We start from the raw sequence: 20,647 nt of genomic DNA, 5'->3' as shown, positions 1-20,647 counted from the left end.
TCAGTGCTGCGTCAGGCAACGTTGGATAGGTAATCGGGCTTGCGGTGTCGACTGCCGATCCGTTCCGTGGCCGCGCCGGGCGGTGAGTCAGCGGCGGTGGCGGCGACCGTATGTCGTCGCGCGGTCCATCATGTTCCGCAGGTTTTCGGGTGCGTTGTAGCCGAAGGTCTGCTCGAACGACTGGTATCCCGCTCTCGAGGATGCAGCGCTACGTGGCAGCATCTCGGCAGCGAAACCCGAGAAAGCCGACTCGATGTCGCCGGGCGACGCAGCGATTGCCTTTCCGAGTTGGGCGCCGTCGTAGAGAGCCCAGTTCGCTCCGTCTCCGTCCGGAGGTGTCAGGTGCGCGGCGTCACCGATGAGCATGGCTCCCGGCACCTGGTCCCACGTGTGTCCGAGTGGCAGTCCCCAGATCGGTCGGGCGACCGGCGTGGTCTCGCCGCTCGTGATCAGTTCCAGGAGTTCGGGGGCCCACCCATCGCCCAGTTCTGCGGCGAGGTTGGTGAGCGCCTGCTCACGGTCTGAGAAGTCGGTCGAGCTCATCCAATCGAGCGGCTTCTTCATGACGACATACGTGTGAATCACGTCGTTGGCTTCGCGGTGGCCGAAGATCCCTCGTCCGGGTTCCATCGCCAGCATCGCACCTCGGCCGACCAACGCGGCGCTTCGCTGGTGGCGCTTGTCGACGTCGTGGAGGAAGGTCTCCACCCAGACGGTGCCCAGGTATTCCGGCGAGGCCCCGGAGAGGAACGCCCGTACGCGCGACCAAGCGCCGTCCGCGCCGACCAGGACGTCGGTGTCGACCGTCAACCCATCGGCGAACGTGACCGTGAACGGCACGCCGCCGCCGCGAGCGTCGATCGAGTCGACCTTGCGGCCCCAGTGGATCGTGCCGTCCGGTAGTGACTCGATGAGGATGCGACGCAGTTCCCCGCGCAGGACTTCGGGGTTGCTCAGCTTTCCGTCGTCGGGGATCTCGCCCACCAGTTCTCCATCCGAGCTCAGGAACCTCATGGATTCCGCCCCGAAGTTGATGATCGAGCGAAACTGGTCGAGGAGCCGGCATTCGTCGAGGGCGACCTGGCCGTTGACATCGTGGATGTCGAGCTGGCCTCCCTGCGTACGGGACATCGGAGAGGCTTCCGCCTCGTAGATGGTCGAGGGGATGCCGTGGATGTGCAAGACCCGGGCGAGGGTCAACCCGGCCAGTCCAGCTCCGATGATCGTGATCGAGCGGTTCATGTGATGCGCTCCCACCTTGTCGTGAACGTCGCGGCGCGTACGGCCGACACCACGGCGACCTGCTGTCGCAAAGTTATTATGTCGCAAAACTATTTTGTGTCAAGTGGTAGTGTGTGCCGCACAACGGAGGGAGCTGGAGATGACCGAGGCCGTGCCGGCCGGGGCGAGCGACGCGTGCACGCGCGTGGTGCAGAGCTTCACCGCGTTCAGCGCCGCGCAGAACGAACTGTCGCGGTTCTTCGCCCGGAGCATGAGCATGCACACAACCGACGCCGCCGCGGTCGTGCTGATCATCGAAGCGGAGGAACTCGGCCGGCCACTGACACCCGCACGCCTCGCGGAACGCGTGGGCCTCTCTCCCGGGGCCACCTCGATCCTGCTCGGACGCCTGGAAGAAGCCGGGTACGTGGAGCGCACCAGGGAAGGCACCGACCGGCGCATCGTGACCTTGCACTCGACCACCGCGATCAACGCTGCCGCCGACGCGTTCTTCGATCCTTTGCAGCAGCAGCTGGAGAAAGTGCTCGGCGAGTTCACGGCAGCGCAACTGAACACCATCGCCCGCGCTGCCGACAAACTGCGAGCCGCAGTGGAGTCCTACCTCGGCGATTCCACACCACCTGCACGGGACCGTTCGCCGAATACGTCCCGATCGTCTCCGACGCGGTCTCCGAAGGCACCCGCGTCGGCGCAGCACGGTGTGCAGCTTTGAGAGGAATTCACTTCAGACGAGTTCGGACGAGACGACCGAGGACAGTTCGCGAAGCCGCTCGAGCAAGCGTTCGGTCTCGTCACCGGCCAGCAGGAGGGTGCAGGCCATGCTGCTCTCGCGGACGCCGTCCCTGATGTCGACGGACAGCTCATGCACGAGGCAGCCGCTTAGTGCGCCGACCAGCGTGGCGAGCTCTTCGACACCGCCACACCCGACAAGATCAACTTCCAGTACCGCGACTCCAGATCCAGCCGCCGCTTCATCCCACGCCTCGCCATCAGCACGCCCTCTTCTGCCAGGAGTGTTGCGACAAGTACTGGAACCCAAGTGCCACTCCGGGGTCAGTTTTCACCTGCCGCCGACATCAATGCCCAAGCAGAGGCACGGCACCGATGAGTATGAGCGCCGCGATCGCCAGGAACGGAACCGCGGTACCGGCGGCGTAGAGCCCGGTGACCAGGACAGGCCCGACAGCGAAGGCCACACCCGCAGCAGCTGCTATGGCACCCGCGGAGCGGGCGTGCCGCGGGTCGCTGTCGGCCCGCGATACGAACTCGTAGCAGGAAGGCAAGGCCGCGCCGACCCCGATGGCGGCGACCACGGTACCGATCAGGATCCACGGCAGGGTTCGCGCGAACGCCAGCGGCAGGACGCCCGCGAGGCTCACGGCCAGGCCGGCTCGCAGCATCCAGCCGGCCGGAAGCACCGGCCGGGACATGGTGATGAGCTGAGTCACCAGAAACGGTGCGCTTCCCGCGACCAGTACCCACGCGGCGATCCGGCCCGCATCGTCGCTGGAGAGACCGAGCCGGTCGGTGAGCAGGAATCCGGCGATGACCTGGATAGTCGCGACGAGCAACAGCAACGACGTGATCACCAGCAGATACGGCCATACGCCGCGCACGAACGCCCCCCGCGACCGTGTCGCGTGCTCCTGGTGCCTCGTCCGCTCGCCATGGTCCATGCGCGCCACCAATGCGGTCGCCATCACGAGAGGGACCAGCGGCGCGAGCAGCAGCACGATCAGTCCACACGCGCTGGTGATCCCGTCCAGCAACGGCCCGGCGAGGACACCGAAACCCTGGGCGGCGGTGATCACGGTGGCGGCCCGGCCCCGCTTGCCGTCGGCGGTGGAATCGGCGAGCACGAACGCGGGCCCGGAGACCGCGACGGCGGCCATGGCGAGGCCGAACAACACGCCCCGGGTCAACAGCACACCGATGAGCCTCACCGAGGGATTTCCCGGATCCCAGCCCACGACCAGGATCAGCAGGACCGAGCTCAGCACGATGCCGATCAGCCCGGCGGCCAGTACCCGCCTGCCGCCCCACCGGCGCGTCGCGAATGTCCACAGTGGATTGGAAAGCAGGAAGACGCAACCGGACAAGGTGATGACGAAGCCCATCCACAGCTTGTCGACGCCAAGACGAACAGCCAGCGGAGCCAACGCGGGGAAAATCGATTGCTGTGCGGTGTAACCGAACGCCATCGCCGCACCCACCAACGCGAAGCGTGCGGTGGGTGTCGATCCGACGATTGTCATACCGCCGCCGGGAACACGTCGGACAGCCGCGCATCCGGCATGGTCGCGAGTTCGTCCAGCAAGCTCAGTATTCCCTCTTGATGCCGAGCGAGCTGAGCTTCGTCGTAGCTGTTGGAATTGGCTTCGTACTCCAGCAGCAGGTCGCCGGTCGCATCGCCGTAACAGTTGACCCGGAAGTTCGACGCGGGACCGGTCGCGAGCACGCGGAACTCCGACGCGCAATCGGTGAACCGGTGCTGCTCCCCGAAAGCGATCACGTTGACGAACGTGCGCAACGTCGGAGAACCGGGCAACCGGCCCAGGTCGACCCGCTGGTGCGTGATCGCCTCACCGAGCCGCTCGCCCACCTGCCCGAGCAGATCGAGGAACGTGCTCTCCGATCGGACATCGATGCGCAGCGGCAACTCGTTGGCCAGGTTCGCCGGAGTCTTCACCGCCGCGAGTGTCGATCTGTTGGCGGCCAGCAGGCCGATCACGACGTCCCGTGAGCCGGTCAGAAAGCTCAACCGGCATGCCGTGACCGCTATGACCAGAACCGGCCACCGCACTCCCGTCCGGGCCGACAGTTCGAGAAACGCGGCCCGGGACTTGTCGGAGACCGGAGTCACCGAACGCAACGGGCGGGGCCCGGCGAGCGTGTCGCGCGACGCGAAACCGGACCGCGAAACAGGCGTGGAGAGGATTCGGCGCCAGTATGCCTCATCCCGCTGCGCCCGCGGTGAACTTCCGTAGGCGTGTTCCTCAGCCACCAGTCGGGCGAGGCCGGCGAATCCGCCGGGTGGTGCGGGTTCACCCGTGACGAGGGCGTTGTAGTGCTGGACGACGCGAAGCAGGTATCGATGCGCACCATAGGCATCCAGCGCGATGTGGTGGTATCGGAAAAAGAAGAACCACTCGCGCTCACCCGTCTTGACCAGCGTGTGCGAGCACACCTTCTCGCCCCCGAGCAGATCGAAAGGCACGGCGAGCGCGGATGCCATCCAGTCGATCGCCGCGGCCTCGCCGGGCAGCTCGACGGACGACAGGGGCACGGAATCCGCCTCGACGACGGTCTGCCAGGGTTTGCCGTCCTGCTCGTGGAAGATCACCCGCAGCGCTTCGGTTTCCGAATACGCGGCGGCGACCGCGGCTGTGAGTGCTTCCTCACGAAGCTCACCGGAAATCCGGTAATACCCACCACAGTTGTACTGTGGGTTGCCGGGATCTTCGTGGTGCGAGATCCACTGCCGCTGCTGGGCGGCCAGCAGTGGCAGCGGAGCGCCCGGTACGGGAGTAGCCATGCTATTCACGTTCGCTTCGGATCAAATCGGTCAGGAATGACGCGAGTTTGCGGATCGACGGGTAGTCCCAGACCACGGTGACGTCGGGAAGGACGTCGAACGCGTCCTCGATCTCGGTGATGACGGCGAACGCCGCCACGGAGTCGAGGCCGTAGTCGCTCAGCGGAGCGTCCGGATCGATCTCGGCCTCCGGCCGCTCGGCGTACCGCGCGACGGCCCCGGTGAGCCACGCGATCATGCCTTCGGCCGTGGGCACCTCATACGTCCGGGTCATCAAACACCTCATCCTGTAGTCAGTTGAACATGGTGGTCAGGCCTCAAAGACGGGATAACCGGACAATCCGAGATCGAAGTTGCCGACGCACCGGTCGAGGAGTTCGGTGAACAAACGGTCCTCCACCTTGCCGGATAGCTGCCCCGGTGAGCGGTCGCCGGCGAGCCGAGCCAGCACGGCAACCGCCCAGGCCGACAACCAGCCGCCAGTGCTCTCCCTGTTGTGACGCCACGTCTCCAGGCACACGCCCGCGAGCGCCAGGCGGACGTAACGGTCCACTATCCGGGCGGCGGACGGTGGCGCGTCCACAGCGAAGTCCGATGTGGACAGTTCGGCGACCGCACTGCGGAGTTCTCGGCTTTCCTCGGCAAGGGACTCGGCCGATGCGCGGACCAGTCGTCCGTCGGGCGTGGTATCGCCGCTCAGTGCGGCCAAACCCACCTCCAGGCCGCCAAAGAGATGGTCATGTCCGTTGCCGGTCACTCGCAGCCGGGTGAACTCGAGCGGCGGAAGATCGGTGCCCAGGGTGAACAGGGATTCCTCCGCGGCGTCTTCGGTTCCCCAGGATCGCCGGGCGAGCAGCGGGAACTGGGGCAACAGGGTCATCCTGCAGGCGGCCCTGCCGATGTGGACCACCCCGATCGCCCGGATGTCCCGCATCAGCTTTTGGAAGATGGCGGTGGGCCCCTCGCGCAGGTAAGAGTGAGCTCCGAGGATCATCGCCAGCTTGTTCATGGCTTCCAGAAGCAGAGTCGGCAACTGGTACTTGACCACGGCGGCGTGCAGCGCGCCCTCACCCGGGTAGACATGCAACGACCGTGCCGCCGTGGTCGCGAAGGCGTCGGCGGCGAGCAGCGTGACGAAGACATCGACCAGCGTGGATTTCAGGTGCGGTAAGTCGATCGCCGCGTTGCCGTACAGGGTTCGGCCGCGCAGGTGCCGGACCGTGCACCGCAGGGCCGTGTCGACGACCGAGGTCATCATGGCCGGCAGTGCGATCCTGGTCAGCTGGAACGCTTTCATCGTGTTCTCGGTGCCGCGCCCGAGGCGGCCGAGCACCCGGTCCGAGCCGACCGGTGCCGTGTCGAACGCGATGCCACCGAGATGGACGCCCCGCAGACCGACCGTGCCGAACCTCGGCAGTGCGGTCACCCGTGCGCCGGTGAGGTCACGACGTCGCAGCAGCAATTGCGAATGTGCTTGGGCCGGCTGGGTTCCGCCGGTCGCCGCGAACAACACCAGCGCTTCGGCACGGTCGACATTGGCTATGACTTCCTTGCGCCCGTCGAGAACCAGTCGGTCGCCGACGAACCGCGCGGTGAACTCTGCGGCGGTGAAGTCGTTGCCGTGGTCAAGTTCGTGGTAAGCACAAGCCAGCCGGTGACCGGCGAGGAGCGTTTCGGCGACCTGGCGCCGCTGGTCGTCGTCACCGGCGAGCCAGACACAAACACCGGCGAGGAGCGAACTGGTGAGGTAACCGGCGTTGAGGCCCGGATCGCGACGGCTCACCGCCCGGCCGACGGCGACGAGGTCGTCGAGGTGGGTGAAGCGGCCACCGAGCGCGTGCGGTACGAGTTCGGCGTTCATCGCGAACTCGTCGAGAGCCCGCTCTCCGGGCACAAACCTCTCACCACGCTCGTCCGAGGCGAGGATTTCTCGAAATCCCAACGGGTTCGCCGAGTCGAAGGGATCGCCGAACTTCCGCTCCAACGCGGCGATCCGGTCGAGTGCGGACGCGATCACCACGGCGAGTCCTCCTGGTCGCGGGGAAAGAGGGTGAGGGGCTCGTCGTCGAGCAGGGCGTGCTCGGCCAGAGCGGCGAACACGCCGTCGTCTCCATACCGGCCCGGCACCAGCCGCTCCACGACCAGTTCCAGGCAACCGCGCAGCAGAGTCCAGGCGCGGCCGTCCCCGGGGCGGGACGAGAGGATCAACAGGCACGCGGCTCCCGCGACACATACCTCGTAAAGCTCAGCGAGGGCAAAGGCATCCGCTGCCGGCATGCCGGCAGCGGGGCGGTAAGCCCCGATGGCGGCGTGGGTCTTCGCGCAGGCGGCTTCGAAGTCGGCCAGGACGTGCGCCATCAGGCCGCCGCTGTCCAGCTCACGAACGCGGTGAAGCAACCCGGGCACGGCGAGCACGAGGCCGCACCCGGATGCCGAGACCAGCGCCAAGGTGTCATAGGCGAAGTCGGGCAAAGGCCCGTTGACCAAAGTGCTCAGCCGATCGGCGGCCGACGGGTCGAGGACACCGTAGCCGCGTCCCAGCCTGGTGAACTGACTGATCAGCATGTGCCGGTTCACCAGTGTGCTGCCGTCGAAGATGGCGACCAGCCGATGGTCGCGTTCCAGCTTGGCGAATTCCCCGTGCTCGAAGACGTCGGTCAGGTAGCCTCGGGCACCCAGCAGTTCGGCGACCTGCTCGATCGCTTCCTGCACGATGGTCGGCACAAAGGCCTTGCACACCGCGGAAAACACGCTCATCTCGCGAGGGAGAACGTGAATGGCGCGGGTGGCGACGGCGGTGACGGCCTCGGCCAGCAACAGCCGCGCCGCGGCACGTCCAATCGTGTCGCGTGCCAGCGGCATCTCGGCCACCGGCCTGCCGTACAACCGTCGCTCGCGGGCGAACCGCGTCGCGAGGCGGATCGCGTGGTCTCCCGCCCCCAGCGACAGCGCCGTGCAGGCGGTGCGGGTGAGCTGGAGTGCCTTCAACACCGTCTCGCCGCCCTTACCAGGCTCGCCGATCAGGGCGGTGGCAGGGAGCGGGGCGCCGTCGAACGAAAGACCGCTGATGTCGGCCCCGCGGATTCCGTGTGTCGGGATCTTGTCCAAGGTCCGCAGGCGGTCCGGAGACAGTTCGCGTTTGTCGACCAGGAAGAGGCTGAACCCGCGTGGACCGCCCACCGCCGAGGTGCGCGCCAGCACGCACGCGACCTGCGCCCGGGTAGCGTTGTTGATCAGCCACTTCGTCCCGTGGAGCCGCCAGCCGTCGGTCGTTCGCTCGGCGGACACCTCGCCTGAGAGAAGGTCGCTGCCGTGTCCCCGTTCGGTGAGTCCCCAGCAGACGACGGCACCATCGATGATCTGCCGCGCGAGCCGCTCGGCCGTCTCCGGCGATCCGGAGACCCATACCGACACCGCCCCGAGGAAGGTCTTCCCATGCGCGATGGCCACGGTGAGGTCCTGACGCGCGACGGCCCGCAGCATGGCGACCACCTGCGGGAAGCCGACCAGCCGTCCGCCGAATCGAGCCGGCACGTAGTACGCGGGCAGGCCGGCGTCATCCAGCGCCCGGCACGCGGCGACCGGGACGGCCTCGGCCGCGTCCAGCCGGGCGAGGTCCTCCGGCGCGAACGGTCCACCAGCCCGCCACTGGCCGAGCATGTCTTCCAGCGCCGTCACCGCCGAACCGGTCGCTCCGGCCACTCCGGCCACTCCGGCGCTCATGATCCGACTTCTTCGGAAGTCGGCTGGGCCGCGAGAAGGCTTCGCAGCCTCCCCGTCAGGTCGCTGTGCAACGGGGTGATCTCATCCCGCAGGAAGCGGCTGCGCATCTGGCCACGCTGGATCTTGCCGCTGGTGGTGCGCGGCACGCCGCCAGGACGTAACAGCAGCATGCCGTCGAGTTCGACGCCGAACTCCCTGGCCACCATGAGCCTGACGGAGGAGACCAGTCCTGCGAACTCCTCCCGCGGCGCGCCGGCGGCGACTTCGTGAGCCAGTACGAGCAGTTCCCCGGCGGTGGCGTGGGAAACGCCGAACGCGGCACCGCACCCAGTGCTCAGTTGCGGATGCCGGGCGCGTGCCGCCTCTTCGAGGTCATGGGGGTGCAGGTTCATGCCCCGGATGACGATGATCTCCTTCATCCGGCCCACCAGATAAAGCTCGCCGTTCTCCACGAGCCCGAGGTCGCCGGTGCGCAGGAAATGGCCTTCACCGTCGACGGTAACGCCACCGAATGTGGCGGCCGTCAATTCCGGCGCGTTCCAGTAACCCTGGGAAACACTGCCGCCACGGACCCAGACTTCCCCTATTTCGCCCTCGACGAGCACGGACCGGGATCCGGGATCGACAATGCGGACATCCGCGCCGTCACAACGGCCGCAGCTCACCAGTGAGCGGCCGCCGTCGACAGCGGGAGCATCCGGTTCCGAATGCTTTCTCACCACCGGGCGCCGGCGTGCCGAGCCGGTCACCAGCAGCGTCGATTCCGCCAGTCCGTACGCCGGGGCGAAGGATTCGGGACGGAACCCGGCCCGGGAGAAACGCGCGGTGAAACGCTCCATCACGGTGGCGGAAACGGTTTCGGACCCGTTCAGGGCCACTTCCCACCGGGACAGGTCGAGCCCGGCGAGCTGCTCATCGGTGACTCGGCGTGTGCACTGCTCGTAAGCGAAGTTCGGCGCCGCGGCGACCTCGACCGCCACCTCGTCGATCATGCGGAGCCAGAGGTACGGGCGGCGCAGGAAGGTCATCGGGTCCATCGTGACCGAGGAGCCGCCGAGCACGATGGGCGTGAGCAACTGCCCGATAAGGCCCATATCGTGGTAGTTGGGCAGCCAGCCACCCACGCGAACCCCTGGCGCGAGATCCAGCGCGCGTGCGATGGCGGCAATGTTGGCCAGGAGATTGCCGTGGCTGAGCATCACGCCCTTGGGCAGACCGGTTGAGCCCGAGGTGTACTGCAGGACGGCAAGGGTGTCCGTGTCGTTGTCAGCCAACTCGTCGTCGGCCAGCCCGACCTGCTCGACCTGCTCGACATCGAGGGCCGGCAGCGATAAGCCCTCCTCGGCCAGCCAGGCCGACACGTGGCCCGCGGACTTCGACTCGGTCAGGACGGCCGATACCCCCGCGTTGACGGCTATCGCTGCGATCCGGCGGCGCTCGTGCGAAAAGCGCCCCGGAACCGGGACGGGAACAGCGATCCGGCCGCTGTAGAAGCACCCGAAAAGGGCACCGGTGAAACACACACCCGGTGGCAGGCACAACAGAACCCGATCGCCGGGCGCTCCTTGAGCCGACAGCCATCGGCCGACCCGCCTCGCCAGGAGGTCGACGTCGGCCGCACCGAACCACGCCGTTTCCCCGATGCCGGCGTCAGACGTGTAGTGGCAGAGCATCGGAGCACCGGGCTCGTCCGAGGCTCTCCACCTCAAGGCCATATCCAGGCTGGACAACACGGACGGCGCGGGCAGCGTGGCAGTCTTCAACATCGCCAAGTCTTTCTTGCTGAAATATTTCCGGACTTGTTCCGTCATGTGGCGAAAACCACGTTGCCACGGCTGGGACTATAGCCAGGCTATAGCCGCCATCAACGATATGGGAACCGTCCCGAGGAAAAACTTGAGGTCTTCTTGATGATCCGCTCGGTCAGCGGACTCAATGCGGACCACACAAGGTAATTTGTGCACTCGAACTGAGCTTTTCGGGCAATGGAAACGGGCGCTGTCCCGGCCGCCGGGGGCATGATTCCGCCGAGCCAGTCCTCTCGGCGCCGGCCGTGCACCACCTCAGGTGGCTTGCCATTCGGTTTCGAAAACCGTGAAAAACCTGTGAAAAAAACTGCGCCCAATGAGGCTTTCCGAATAAGGTTCGTGTGACTGTGAGTAGTTACGGGGTGCGGTTGGCGGTGGTGGTCGTGGCGACACGCCGAAGTTGTTGTGGTGCAACGTAAAGACGCGGAACCCCGGTATGAATTTGGTCCTTCCACAGATCAACTTCATAGAGGTTCCGCGCCTGATGAGTGTGTCATACACCGCGACCTTGCCGGTAAGCGACCAGACCGTGTTGTACGTATCAGCGTTGCTGGCGGCGAAAATGGCCGGACACAGCCACATCTCCATCGACGGCACCCTGATCGAGACTGACCGGGTCCGGACCCCCGATCCCACTTCGGGCGTAGATCTATGGTGGTCGGGCAAACACGCCAATCACGGCGGGAACATCCAGGTCATCACCGCCCCCGACGGCCGGCCCCTGTGGACCTCCGACGTGCGGCCCGGCCGCGAGCACGACACCACCGCGCTGCGCGAGCATCCCGAAATCCTGCCAGCCCTGGCCATCTGGATCGCCGGGAACCGGCCCACCCTGGGCTACCTGGGCTATGAAGGCGAATCCGGCACCATCACCGTCGCCTTCAAGAAGCCGAAAGGCGGCGAACTCACCGACGAACAGAAGACCCACAACAAGGCCCACTGGGATTGACCCGTTTGGACGGACAGGGTTGATGTGTGGTCAGGCTACCTCAAGTCCGGTAGCGGAATGATGTGTTTCGTAGGTGGCTGGGGTTCGGTAGCCGAGGCTGGAGTGTCTGCGGCGGGTGTTGTACCAGCCTTCGATGTATTCGAAGATTGCTTTGTGTGCCAAGGTCCGGCACGGGGCGGCCAGCCTGTCCCTGGCCGCCGGCAACGAACTCAAAACGGTGCAGGCCATGCTCGGCCACTCCGGTATCGTGCTTACCGCCGACACCTACACCACGACGGCTGGGAAAACCCGGCGCTACACCCTACCAGAGCCTGGGAGGATTCACGCGATGTTCGTAACGAGCTGTCATTCATTGTTCACGGTAGCACACCGGCAGACCGGGTCGACTTTCTTCGTGAACTCCTGACCGTCAGCGAACTAGCGCTCGATGATTCACAACATCGGGAATTGTCGGACTTTTTCAATAAGGTGGCGCAAGCGTTCGGGTTCGTTCCGCTCATCGAGTTCGACGGGGAAACCTGCAGGTTGACGCCTGGTGCTGTGGCTCCGCTGCGTAAGGTTTTCTCTTCGTCCTACACTCATGGCGATTGACGAATTGCGACAGGCGACCCTTCGCCGCGCCGCTGGCCTGCTGCCTCGGTTGAAGACCATCGGCACGGTCAAGCTGTAGAGCCCGCCCGTTACCCCTCGTCCTCGGATAGCAGGTGCCGCAGAAATCTCTCCGGCGCGTCCAGGAAGCCTCGTGTGACCCGCACCGGCAACGCCTGGTCGTACTCGACCCGCTCGATCTCACCGGTGTCGGCGATCTCGCAGATGGTGGCGTTGGGCAAAGCGAGCAGGATCGGTGAGTGGGTGGCTACCACAATCTGGCACCCCTGCCCGGCTAGTTCGGCCAACCGGGCGAGTACGGCCATGCAGCCGCGTACCGAAAGCGCCGCCTCCGGCTCGTCCAGCAGGTACAGCCCGTTGGGACCGAATCGGTGGGTCACCAGATCCAGGAACGACTCGCCGTGCGAGCGTTCGTGCGGCGAGATTCCGCCGTAGGCAGGGAGCAGCGGTGGCGAGCCGGGGTCCCGGTCCAAACGTTCGATTTCCGAGGCGACGTTGTAGTACGACTCGGCGCGCAGGAAGAACCCAGTGCGCGGTTTGTGCGTGCTCCAGGTCAGGACCAGGTGGTCGCCAAGCGATGACTCAGTAGCGCGGGTGGTGAACCGGAAGTTCTGCGAGCCGCCCTCCGGATTGAACCCGGCCGCCACCGCGATTGCCTCGATGAGGGTCGACTTGCCGGCACCGTTCTCACCGACCAGGAACGTCACACCCGGTGCCACAGTGAGCCCGCCCGACCGGGCCAACCAGGCCACAGCGGGCAAGTTGAACGGGTAACGGCCGCTCGGAGCGTTCGGAGCGAGCCAGACCCGCTGAATGAACCCGCCAACCGTGGCCCGGGTTCGGCGGCGGGTCATCGGTTGGCCATCCTTCGGGCCGCCAGCCACTCGTCGTGCTTGCCGCCATCCGGCAGTGGCCATGTGTCGGCGGACTCCCCCTCGGATGTGCCGCTGGAGCCGCCCACGCTCTGGCGGGCGTTGTGAAGGTTCAGCACCCGGTACACCGCGGGCCGGGAGACGTCGAACCGATCGGCCAGACTGAGCCGCGAAGCGGCCGAAGCGGCCGTCGAGATCGTGCCACGGAAGCTACGATCGAAGACGCTCGAACACCCACCGAACACCCAACTACCCAAATCGCCCAACCCGGCACTACCTTGGGCTGTGCCAAACTAAGAGAAACGCCTGGTCAAGGTGGTCTCTCCGAGAGTGCGCCATCAGGGACTCGAACCCCGAACCCGCTGATTAAGAGTCAGCTGCTCTGCCAGTTGAGCTAATGGCGCCTGTCGGTCGCTGTCGGCTTACCGCCGGCGACGGGAAGAAGATTAGCACGCGGCCTCGGAGCGTCTTGACGGCGGGTCCCCGTGCCCGTCGAAGTGGGGGATGCACCGACCGCGGGAGTCACGCCCGCCATCCGGCCGAGCAACCGGCCGTTCACCGCATCGACCTCTTGCGGAACCTTCGTTGGGGTTCCCAATGATCAAAACTGTCACTAATCTCTCCTCGACCCAAGGAGGAGCATGGACACCATCCAGCGGTTCCGCGCCGCGGTCGCCGAAGGTGACCTGGATGCGCTCAGGGACCTCCTGGCTCCCGGCATCCGGCTGTTCACTCCGGCCAAGACGGCTCCGCTCAAGGGCCGGGCACTGTTCCTGGGTGTGTTCGACGTGCTGATCCGGCGCGTGTTCGACGACTTCCACTGCGTGGGAGAGGTGCACGGCACCGCCGAGAACAGCGAGGGCCGGAAGGGGAGCACGCACATCCTGATCTTCCGCGCGAAGATCTCCGGCAGGCTCGCGCACGGCATCAACCTCGTCCATCTGGACGACAACGGGCTGATCGAAGAGTTGACCGTGATGGTGCGCCCGCAGGTCGCGGTGGACGCGCTTTGGGACGCCATGCTCGAGGGGATCCGGGCCGAAGGACGGCCCCGGCCGCTCGCCCGGAGCACAAGCTGACGCTCACTGGTCGAGGGGGCCGAGCACGTCTCCACCACCGTGATCCGGCTCACCTGGCGTGCACAACCAGCCACAGAAGCTGTGTCGGGTCGGGCAATCGCGGGAGCACACGCCGTCGCAGAAGTGATACTGGCCTCATGCGACGACCTGTGATCGACCGCACGGATCACGACGACTCGGACGCGCTGGTGGTGCGCGTGGACTACTCCGACGACGACGCCTGGCGAACCGTCGTCGAACTTCTGAACCAGCCGTGGAACGGCGATCCCGAGATCCCGGCGAGCAACCGGTTCGTCAACAATCACGCCTACGCCGGGGCGAGTCCGGACGAGGTGCTGGCCGCGGTGGGCGAGGAGGGGCCACCGCTGCTCGCGGTTTTCGTGGCCGACGAAGCCACCATGCGCGGGGAGCATCCGGTGCTGGCGATCTCGACGCTGACCCGTGAGGACTGCGAGCACGACGAGGAATTCGCGGAGGCGATGGAATTCGGTCGCGAATTTCGTCTGGCGCCCACCGCGATCACCGAAATGACCTGCAACCTCGCACTGGGGAACATGGGTTTCGAAGAATTCGCCGCGCAGGCGGCGGAGGAGCCCGGCCGCGTTTTCCGCGGTTTCACCGCCGACCGGCCGGCGGGCACGGTGCCGCGCACACCGTGGGACGGCTGGGATCGTCCCTGCGACCGGACCAGGCTTCGCCGCGGCCAGACGTTTCGCGACGCTTCGCTGATCTCCCCCAACGGACGGTACGAATTCGTTTCCTCGAACGGCACCTTCTCGCTGCGGGAAAACGGTGAGGCGGTGTGGCTCGACGCACCGAGCCACGCGGCAGGCATGGGCTTGTTCCTCGATCCGGAGGGCGAGTTGCAGTTGCGGACCGATCGAGGCCACGGCTACCCGATGATCCCGAACTTCGACCACATGAGGGGCAAGCGCGTGCGCTGGCCGAGGGACGCCGACGGCAGGCGCGCCCCGGCACGAAACGCCGAGGCGCTGCTTGTTCGCGACAACGGTGACATCGACCTGGTCGACAACGAGGATCGCACGCTGTGGTCCTTCGAGACCGCACAGCACGTGCGGCTGCTGCGGGAGCTGCGTGCCCTCTCGATCAAGAAGGCACCGGTGCCGTCACACCCCTCACGACCGGAGTAACGCGGTTCTATTCATCACCGACGCCCCGGGCGGCGAGGGCTTCGCCGAGTTCGTCCGCGTGGCGCAGGGTCCGGATCAGGAAGGGCACCGCGAAGGCCACCACCGACCGGCCCGCGCCGCGCGCCTGGGCGGCTTCCCGTACCTCGGTGGCGATCGCCGACAACGCCGTGATCGCCCTGAGCGTCAGGCCGACGAGCAACCCCAGCCGTTCCGACCTGGTCACACGCTCCACAGTGGACACCACATCGCCGACCCTGGTGGTGAGCGTGAACAGGTTCGCCGCGCCCAGCGCCGCGACGATCCGCAGGCACGCCACCACCGCGGGTTCCAGCCCCAGCAACCACCATTGGAAAAGAAACAGGAACGCCGCCAAACCTCCGAGCGAGCGCACCACCTGCCCACAGCGACGAAGCGAAATCCGGCCGAGTACGTAACCCAGCGCGACGGCGACACAGATACCGCCGAGCCACCACGGCGAACGCAGCGCGAACACCGCCGTCGCCAACGCCAGCAGCACCACGAACTTCGCCCCTGCCGGCGCTCGATGCAGCACGCCCGTTCCCGGTTCGTACCAGCCCAACGGGGTCATTGTGCGAGCTTCCGATAGAACCGCACGGCGGGTTCCGGTTCGTCGTCGGCGACCACCCGGCCTTCGTCGATCACGATCACCCGCTCGAACCCGCCCAGCAGGTCGAGATCGTGCGTGACCAGGACGACGCGCTGCGGCAGGCGGCCGAGCAGTTCGGCGAACCGCCTCTTGTTGCGCAGATCCAGCAGTGTCGTCGGTTCGTCACACACCAGCACGTCCGGGTCGAGCGCGAGCATCGAGCACAACGCGAGCACCTGCTTCTGCCCACCGGAAAGCTGATGCGCGGGATGGTCGGCGTATCCGGCGAGCCCGTTTTCGGCCAGCAGTTCTTCGGCGCGGCGAGCGCGTTCCTTCGGCGGAAGACCGCTCCGGCGCAGCGAAAACGCGACGTCCTCACCGGCGGTCGGCATCACGATCTGGCTTTCCGGGTTGGTGAACAGGAAACCGACCCGGCGGCGCACCGCGGCACCGTCCCGGCGCGGGTCCAGCCCGTCCACCCGGATCCGGCCGCTGGTGGGCCGCACCAGGCCGTTGATCATCCGGGCCAGCGTCGACTTACCGGAACCGTTCGCCCCGATGAAGGCGACCCTGCGCTCCGGCACCGAAAGGTCCACATCGGACAGTACGACCCGGTCGCCGTAGCTGTGCCCGACATGGTCGAACTCGATCACGCCACCGCCTCCCACATCGTCGCGACACCGAGTCCGCCGCCCGCGGACAACGCGGCCAGCCCGGATCCTCCCGCGCGCGCGAGCCTGCTGAACAACCTCACCACCAGCACCGCGCCCGACGCGCCCCACGGGTGGCCGAGCGCGATCGCGCCGCCGTCCGGACTGACCGTGTGCTCGTCGATGCCGACGGCGTCGAGGCACGCCAGCGTCTGTCCGGCGAAGGCTTCGTTGAACTCGACGACATCGGGCACGCGGTCCAGCACTTTCCGCATCGCCGGCACCGCGCCCAGCCCGAGCCGGTTCGGGTCGTAGGCCGAAGTCGCCGAAGCCACCAGCCGCAACCCCGGCACGCCGAGTTTCCGCCGCACCTGTTCACTGACGACCAGTACCACCGCCGCGCCGTCGTTGATACCGCACGAGTTCGCGGCCGTCGCGGTGCCGTCGGGAGTGAAGGCGGCCCGGAACCGCGCCAAGCGCTCGACGGTGAATCCGGCGCGCGGGCGCTCGTCGCGGGTGACATCGCCGATCGTGACCAGTTCGGCGTCGAACCGGCCTGCACGCTGGGCCTCGACCGCCCGCGCGTGGCTGCGCGCGGCGAAGGCGTCCTGCCGTTGCCGCGATATGCCCGCCTCGGCGGCGACCACGTCCGCGGCCTCGCCCATCTCCGGATCGCCGATGTCCTTCGGCGAGAACGGCGCCCTCGTGTACCAGGTGGGCGGTTCGGTGCGCCAGGCGCGATAGGGCGCGGTGGACGCGCTTTCGACCCCACCGGCGAGGAAGGCTTCGCCCTCACCGGCACGGATCATCGTCGCCGCCAGCGTGATCGCGGCCAGGCCGCTCGCGCACTGCCGGTCGACGGTCACGCCCGGCACGGACTCGCCGAGCCCGGCGCGCAGCGCGGCGACCCGGGCCGGGTTCCCGCCGGGGCCGAACACGTTGCCCAGGATCACATCGTCCACTGTGGTCAGTCCCGCGTCGTCGAGCACGGCCCGCAGCACCGGGGCGGCGAGTTCGTCGACGGCGAAGCGACGGAGCGCGCCGCCCGCCGTGCCGATGGCACTGCGCCGCGCCGCGATCACGACCGGAGTGCGGTTCATCCCGGCCTGCGCACCTTGCCGGAAGCGGTTCGCGGCAGCGAGTCGGTCATCAGCCACCGTCGTGGCCGCTTGCCCGGTTCGAGCCCGGCACGGGCCGCCGCCCGCAGGTCGCTCAGCCGCGGTGAGCCCTCGACGATCGCGGTCACCAAGGCGCCCAACGTCGGATGCGGTGTCCCGGTGACCAGCACGTCGACCACGCCACGGACCCCGCGCAGCACCGACTCAACCTCTTCGGCGGCCACGAGTTTCCCACCGCTGGAGACCACCGCCCCCGCTCGCCCGATCACCTCCAGCGCGCCGGAATCGTCCCACCGGACCAGATCGTCCACAGTGGACCATTCGGGCGCCGGGTCCAGGCGGCCCGAGCGAAGATAGCCGGTGAAACTCAACGGCGAGCGGACCCACAGCACGCCGTCCCGCAGTTCGGTCTCGACCCCGGGCACGACCCGAAGCCCCGCGTCGCCCCTCCGCCTGATCGCGATCAGAGAATGCTCCGCGGAACCGTAGTACTCGATCAGTTCGGCATCCGGCAGCACGCGCGAGAAGCGATCACGCAGGGCGGTCCCGACATGGGCGCCACCGCACACGACCGTCCGCAGGGCGCAGACGTCCCGCAATTCCGGCCGCCGCTCCAGCACGGCGAGCAGCCGCGCCAGCATCGCGGGCACCAGGTGCACGGCGGTGGCGTCCCCGCACGCTGTTTCGGGCCGCCAGCGGGGCGCCAAACGGAGTTCGTGCCCCGCCCACAGCGCGTGCAGGGCGCCGAAGAGGAACAACGACGAACTGAGCGGCCCGGGCACGAGTACCGGACCGTCATCGGCGAACCGGCCGAGCGCGGCGAAACTGCGCGTCCACGAAGCCCGGGTGCGGAGCAGCACCTTGGGACCGCCGCTGCTGCCGGAGGTCGTCGGCAGGTAGAACGGCGTGTTCTCGTCACCGGCACGCGGAACACTGTCCGCAATGGACCGTGGTCGTCCGGTGACCACCACGTCGGGGCGCGCGTCGTCCAGCACCGCTTCGCGTTCGCGTGGCGACCACGACGGCTCGATCACCAACGTCGCGGCGCCCAGCAGATCGGCGCCGAGGAACCACGAAAGAACATCTTCCGGCTCCATGCCACCTGAGACGTCGATGGCGACGCGCGATCCTTCGGTGACACCCTGTGCGGCAAGTTCCCGTGCCGCACCGCAAGCCCTGTCCACTAGGGACGACCGCTCGTGCCCGCCGGGGCCAGCGCGCGGCGCGCGACGGTCGCGATCAACGCCGAAATCACGACCTTGGCCAGATCACCGGGGACGAACACCAGCGACTGCACGGCGGCCGCGGCCAGGTGACCGGTGTAGAGACCGAGAAACGGAATGCCGATCAGGTAGTCGGCGATCAGCCCGGCGAAGGTGGCCAGCAGCATGACGGGCAGCGCCCGCCCCTTCACGTGCCCGACGATCAGGCCCACCACCAGCGCCGAAACGATCCAGCCCAGCAGGAACCCGCCGCTCGGGCCGAGGAACGGGCCGACCCCGCCCCGTCCGCCGGAGAGCAGCGGCAACCCCAGCGCGGTCAGCGCCAGGAACAGCACGACGGCCGCGGTGCCACGCTTGGCCCCGAGGATGGCACCGGCGAGCAACGGCCCGGCGTTCTGCACGACGATCGGCACGCCCGAGCCGCCGACGTAGAGTCCCGGGAAGATCCCGAGCACCGCGATGAACGCGGCGAACACAACGATCCTGGCGAGGTCGGCGGCGGGCACGCCGGCACGGGATGCTGACACGCGCGCACGGTAACCCGGACCGGGCCCAAACCAAAAAGACCCGCGTCACATTGTGGGAGCCCTACTATTCCGGCGACTGCTCGGTCACCGGCAGCAGGACCCGGAACCGGGTGTCCCCGGGCCGGGACTCCACGCGCAGGTCGCCACCATGCCGGTCGACCACGATCCGCCAGGAGATGTCCAGGCCGAGCCCGGTGCCCTCGCCCACCGGCTTGGTGGTGAAGAACGGTTCGAAGATCCGCTGCCTGTCCTGGTCGGGGATGCCGGGGCCGGTGTCGCCGATCTCGACCAGCACCTGGTCGTCCCGGGCGGCCGTGCGCACGGTCAACGTGCCCTCGCCGCCCATCGCGCCCACCGCGTTGTCGATGAGGTTCGTCCACACCTGGTTCAGCTCGCCGGCGTAGGCGGGGACGGAGGGCAGCGACCGGTCGTAGTCCTTCACCACGGTGATGCCCTGTCCGATCTTGCTCCCCATCATGACCAGGGTCGAGTCGAGGCCGTCGTGCACGTCGATCCACTGATGCGGCGCCCGGTCCATCTGGGAATACTGCTTGGCGGCGCCGACCAGCGAGGAGATGCGGGTGGTGGAGTCTTCGATCTCCCCCATCAGCATTTCGGTCTCCAGCGCGTAGGCCAGCCACCGCAGCGCGCCGTCGATCAGGTCCTCACCGACCGAGGAGAGCACACCGTCGAGACTGTCCGGGGTGAGCCCGGCCGAGGTGAAGATCGACGCGAGGTCCCAGCCCTGCTCGATGCCGTGCTCGTCGAGCCAGTCGCCGATCTCGTCTTCCCGGTCGGCCTGCGCCATCGCGGTCAGCGGCTCCGCCGCGTCGACCTGCTTGACCAGCTCTTCCTGCACATCGATCAGCTGCTCCAGCAGGTCCGGATCGATGTCCTTCTTGGCCAGGATGGCCAGCTTGTGCCGCATGCCCGCGACCCGCTCCCGCAGCGACGCCGTCGCGCGGACCGCCGCGGCGGCGGGGTTGTTCAGTTCGTGGGTCAGCCCGGCGGCCAGCTCACCGAGCGCGAGCAGCCTGCGGCGCGCCCCGATGACCGCGTCCGCGTTGCGCCAGCCCAGGTAGGAGCCCTCGAGCAGGTGCGTCGCCATCGGGAACCAGCTGCGGAACCGCTCGGCGAAATCCGCCGCCGGCAACGTCAGGAAGTCCAGATCGGTGATGGCGTGCACCGACATGGCGTAGGGCTCCTGGTTGTTCCCGTAGTAGAAGCGGGTCGCGCCGCAGTAGGCGCCACGCTGGTCGCTGCGCGTCACCTCGACCTCGGCGCCGCTGACCTGTTTCGTCAGGCGCAGCGCACCGGCCAGCAGCACGTAGAAACAGGTCGCCTCGGCGCCCTCGCTGATCACGGTGACGCCTGCCGGGTAGTGCTCCACCTTCGCGTGCGCCACGATCCAGTCGAGCTGCTCGTCGTCGAGGCTTTCGAACAGGAACAGGCCCCGCAGGAAACCCCGCGACAACACCGCCTCAGTCATAGGACTCTCGCTCATCGGGCCTCCAGTGTTTTGCGGGACACCCGCACCCGGTCGGCCCCGATGAG

Annotated in this window: 19 protein-coding genes, 1 tRNA gene and 2 pseudogenes; 5 read left to right on the top strand and 17 right to left on the bottom strand. The window is 67.3% G+C overall.

Annotated elements, in window-relative coordinates:
• Nucleotides 1-87 precede the first annotated feature (87 nt).
• A complete protein-coding gene (locus tag ACFSXZ_RS24090; RefSeq protein ID WP_378267404.1) occupies nt 88-1,242 on the bottom strand; it encodes an FAD-dependent oxidoreductase in 1,155 nt (384 codons plus the stop codon).
• A gap of 139 nt (nt 1,243-1,381) precedes the next feature.
• On the opposite strand from ACFSXZ_RS24090, the gene ACFSXZ_RS24085 reads away from it, so the two are divergent.
• Nucleotides 1,382-1,954: a MarR family winged helix-turn-helix transcriptional regulator gene (locus tag ACFSXZ_RS24085; RefSeq protein WP_378267403.1), complete on the top strand. Its 573-nt coding sequence runs from the start codon at nt 1,382-1,384 to the stop codon at nt 1,952-1,954.
• Between the two features lie 12 nt (nt 1,955-1,966).
• Here ACFSXZ_RS24085 and ACFSXZ_RS24080 read toward each other — a convergent pair.
• The 7 genes and pseudogenes from ACFSXZ_RS24080 to ACFSXZ_RS24050 form a co-directional block, all read right to left on the bottom strand.
• A pseudogene (locus ACFSXZ_RS24080) lies at nt 1,967-2,161 on the bottom strand (hypothetical protein); the annotation flags it as partial.
• Nucleotides 2,162-2,318: 157 nt separating this feature from the next.
• Nucleotides 2,319-3,497, bottom strand: a complete 1,179-nt coding sequence (locus ACFSXZ_RS24075) for an MFS transporter (protein ID WP_378267402.1) — start codon at nt 3,495-3,497, stop codon at nt 2,319-2,321.
• Nucleotides 3,494-4,777 carry a condensation domain-containing protein gene (locus ACFSXZ_RS24070; RefSeq protein ID WP_378267401.1) on the bottom strand — a complete coding sequence of 428 codons (1,284 nt, stop codon included), beginning with the start codon at nt 4,775-4,777 and terminating at the stop codon, nt 3,494-3,496. Before ACFSXZ_RS24070 ends, ACFSXZ_RS24075 begins: the two co-directional genes overlap by 4 nt.
• Nucleotide 4,778: 1 nt before the next feature.
• Complete coding sequence (locus ACFSXZ_RS24065; RefSeq protein ID WP_378267400.1) at nt 4,779-5,051, bottom strand: acyl carrier protein; 273 nt, start codon at nt 5,049-5,051, stop codon at nt 4,779-4,781.
• A 36-nt stretch (nt 5,052-5,087) separates the two neighbouring features.
• Nucleotides 5,088-6,797, bottom strand: a complete 1,710-nt coding sequence (locus ACFSXZ_RS24060) for an acyl-CoA dehydrogenase (RefSeq protein ID WP_378267399.1) — start codon at nt 6,795-6,797, stop codon at nt 5,088-5,090.
• Nucleotides 6,791-8,500 carry an acyl-CoA dehydrogenase family protein gene (locus ACFSXZ_RS24055; RefSeq protein ID WP_378267398.1) on the bottom strand — a complete coding sequence of 570 codons (1,710 nt, stop codon included), beginning with the start codon at nt 8,498-8,500 and terminating at the stop codon, nt 6,791-6,793. The genes ACFSXZ_RS24060 and ACFSXZ_RS24055 overlap by 7 nt, the downstream gene beginning before the upstream one ends.
• Nucleotides 8,497-10,266: a fatty acyl-AMP ligase gene (locus ACFSXZ_RS24050; RefSeq protein WP_378267397.1), complete on the bottom strand. Its 1,770-nt coding sequence runs from the start codon at nt 10,264-10,266 to the stop codon at nt 8,497-8,499. Before ACFSXZ_RS24050 ends, ACFSXZ_RS24055 begins: the two co-directional genes overlap by 4 nt.
• Before the next feature lie 586 nt (nt 10,267-10,852).
• On the opposite strand from ACFSXZ_RS24050, the pseudogene ACFSXZ_RS24045 reads away from it, so the two are divergent.
• Nucleotides 10,853-11,248, top strand: a pseudogene (locus tag ACFSXZ_RS24045) (transposase family protein); the annotation flags it as partial.
• Between the two features lie 39 nt (nt 11,249-11,287).
• Here ACFSXZ_RS24045 and ACFSXZ_RS24040 read toward each other — a convergent pair.
• Nucleotides 11,288-11,485: an IS3 family transposase gene (locus ACFSXZ_RS24040; protein WP_378267396.1), complete on the bottom strand. Its 198-nt coding sequence runs from the start codon at nt 11,483-11,485 to the stop codon at nt 11,288-11,290.
• Here ACFSXZ_RS24040 and ACFSXZ_RS24035 point away from each other — a divergent pair.
• A complete protein-coding gene (locus ACFSXZ_RS24035; RefSeq protein ID WP_378267614.1) occupies nt 11,391-11,663 on the top strand; it encodes a hypothetical protein in 273 nt (90 codons plus the stop codon). The genes ACFSXZ_RS24040 and ACFSXZ_RS24035 overlap by 95 nt on opposite strands.
• Nucleotides 11,664-11,937: 274 nt before the next feature.
• Here the strand turns inward: ACFSXZ_RS24035 and ACFSXZ_RS24030 are convergent, their stop codons facing one another.
• Together ACFSXZ_RS24030 and ACFSXZ_RS24025 are read right to left on the bottom strand one after the other, a co-directional pair.
• Nucleotides 11,938-12,720 (bottom strand): AAA family ATPase, encoded by a 783-nt coding sequence (locus tag ACFSXZ_RS24030; protein WP_378267395.1) that lies wholly within the window; start codon nt 12,718-12,720, stop codon nt 11,938-11,940.
• A 349-nt stretch (nt 12,721-13,069) separates the two neighbouring features.
• Nucleotides 13,070-13,142, bottom strand: a tRNA-Lys gene (locus ACFSXZ_RS24025).
• A 237-nt stretch (nt 13,143-13,379) separates the two neighbouring features.
• Here ACFSXZ_RS24025 and ACFSXZ_RS24020 point away from each other — a divergent pair.
• Both ACFSXZ_RS24020 and ACFSXZ_RS24015 read left to right on the top strand, forming a co-directional pair.
• Nucleotides 13,380-13,817 carry a nuclear transport factor 2 family protein gene (locus ACFSXZ_RS24020; RefSeq protein ID WP_378267394.1) on the top strand — a complete coding sequence of 146 codons (438 nt, stop codon included), beginning with the start codon at nt 13,380-13,382 and terminating at the stop codon, nt 13,815-13,817.
• A gap of 137 nt (nt 13,818-13,954) precedes the next feature.
• Nucleotides 13,955-14,968 carry a DUF6924 domain-containing protein gene (locus ACFSXZ_RS24015; RefSeq protein ID WP_378267393.1) on the top strand — a complete coding sequence of 338 codons (1,014 nt, stop codon included), beginning with the start codon at nt 13,955-13,957 and terminating at the stop codon, nt 14,966-14,968.
• A gap of 7 nt (nt 14,969-14,975) precedes the next feature.
• Here the strand turns inward: ACFSXZ_RS24015 and ACFSXZ_RS24010 are convergent, their stop codons facing one another.
• From ACFSXZ_RS24010 to ACFSXZ_RS23985, 6 genes are all read right to left on the bottom strand, one after another.
• The gene (locus ACFSXZ_RS24010) at nt 14,976-15,557 is read right to left on the bottom strand and encodes an energy-coupling factor transporter transmembrane component T family protein (protein ID WP_378267392.1); all 582 of its coding nucleotides are present in this window, start codon (nt 15,555-15,557) and stop codon (nt 14,976-14,978) included.
• Nucleotides 15,554-16,228, bottom strand: a complete 675-nt coding sequence (locus tag ACFSXZ_RS24005; RefSeq protein ID WP_378267391.1) for an energy-coupling factor ABC transporter ATP-binding protein — start codon at nt 16,226-16,228, stop codon at nt 15,554-15,556. Before ACFSXZ_RS24005 ends, ACFSXZ_RS24010 begins: the two co-directional genes overlap by 4 nt.
• Nucleotides 16,225-17,325, bottom strand: a complete 1,101-nt coding sequence (locus tag ACFSXZ_RS24000) for a thiolase family protein (protein ID WP_378267390.1) — start codon at nt 17,323-17,325, stop codon at nt 16,225-16,227. Before ACFSXZ_RS24000 ends, ACFSXZ_RS24005 begins: the two co-directional genes overlap by 4 nt.
• Nucleotides 17,322-18,440: an AMP-binding protein gene (locus ACFSXZ_RS23995; protein WP_378267389.1), complete on the bottom strand. Its 1,119-nt coding sequence runs from the start codon at nt 18,438-18,440 to the stop codon at nt 17,322-17,324. The genes ACFSXZ_RS24000 and ACFSXZ_RS23995 overlap by 4 nt, the downstream gene beginning before the upstream one ends.
• An 86-nt stretch (nt 18,441-18,526) precedes the next feature.
• Nucleotides 18,527-19,093 (bottom strand): biotin transporter BioY, encoded by a 567-nt coding sequence (locus tag ACFSXZ_RS23990; RefSeq protein ID WP_378267388.1) that lies wholly within the window; start codon nt 19,091-19,093, stop codon nt 18,527-18,529.
• Between the two features lie 64 nt (nt 19,094-19,157).
• The gene (locus ACFSXZ_RS23985) at nt 19,158-20,582 is read right to left on the bottom strand and encodes an ATP-binding protein (protein WP_378267597.1); all 1,425 of its coding nucleotides are present in this window, start codon (nt 20,580-20,582) and stop codon (nt 19,158-19,160) included.
• Nucleotides 20,583-20,647: the final 65 nt, after the last annotated feature.

It is taken from the genome of Amycolatopsis pigmentata (genome assembly GCF_042684065.1).
Taxonomy (GTDB): Bacteria; Actinomycetota; Actinomycetes; order Mycobacteriales; family Pseudonocardiaceae; genus Amycolatopsis_E; species Amycolatopsis_E pigmentata.
The sequence above is the reverse complement of the archived record's forward strand: the minus strand, read 5'-3'. Positions and strand labels throughout refer to the sequence as shown.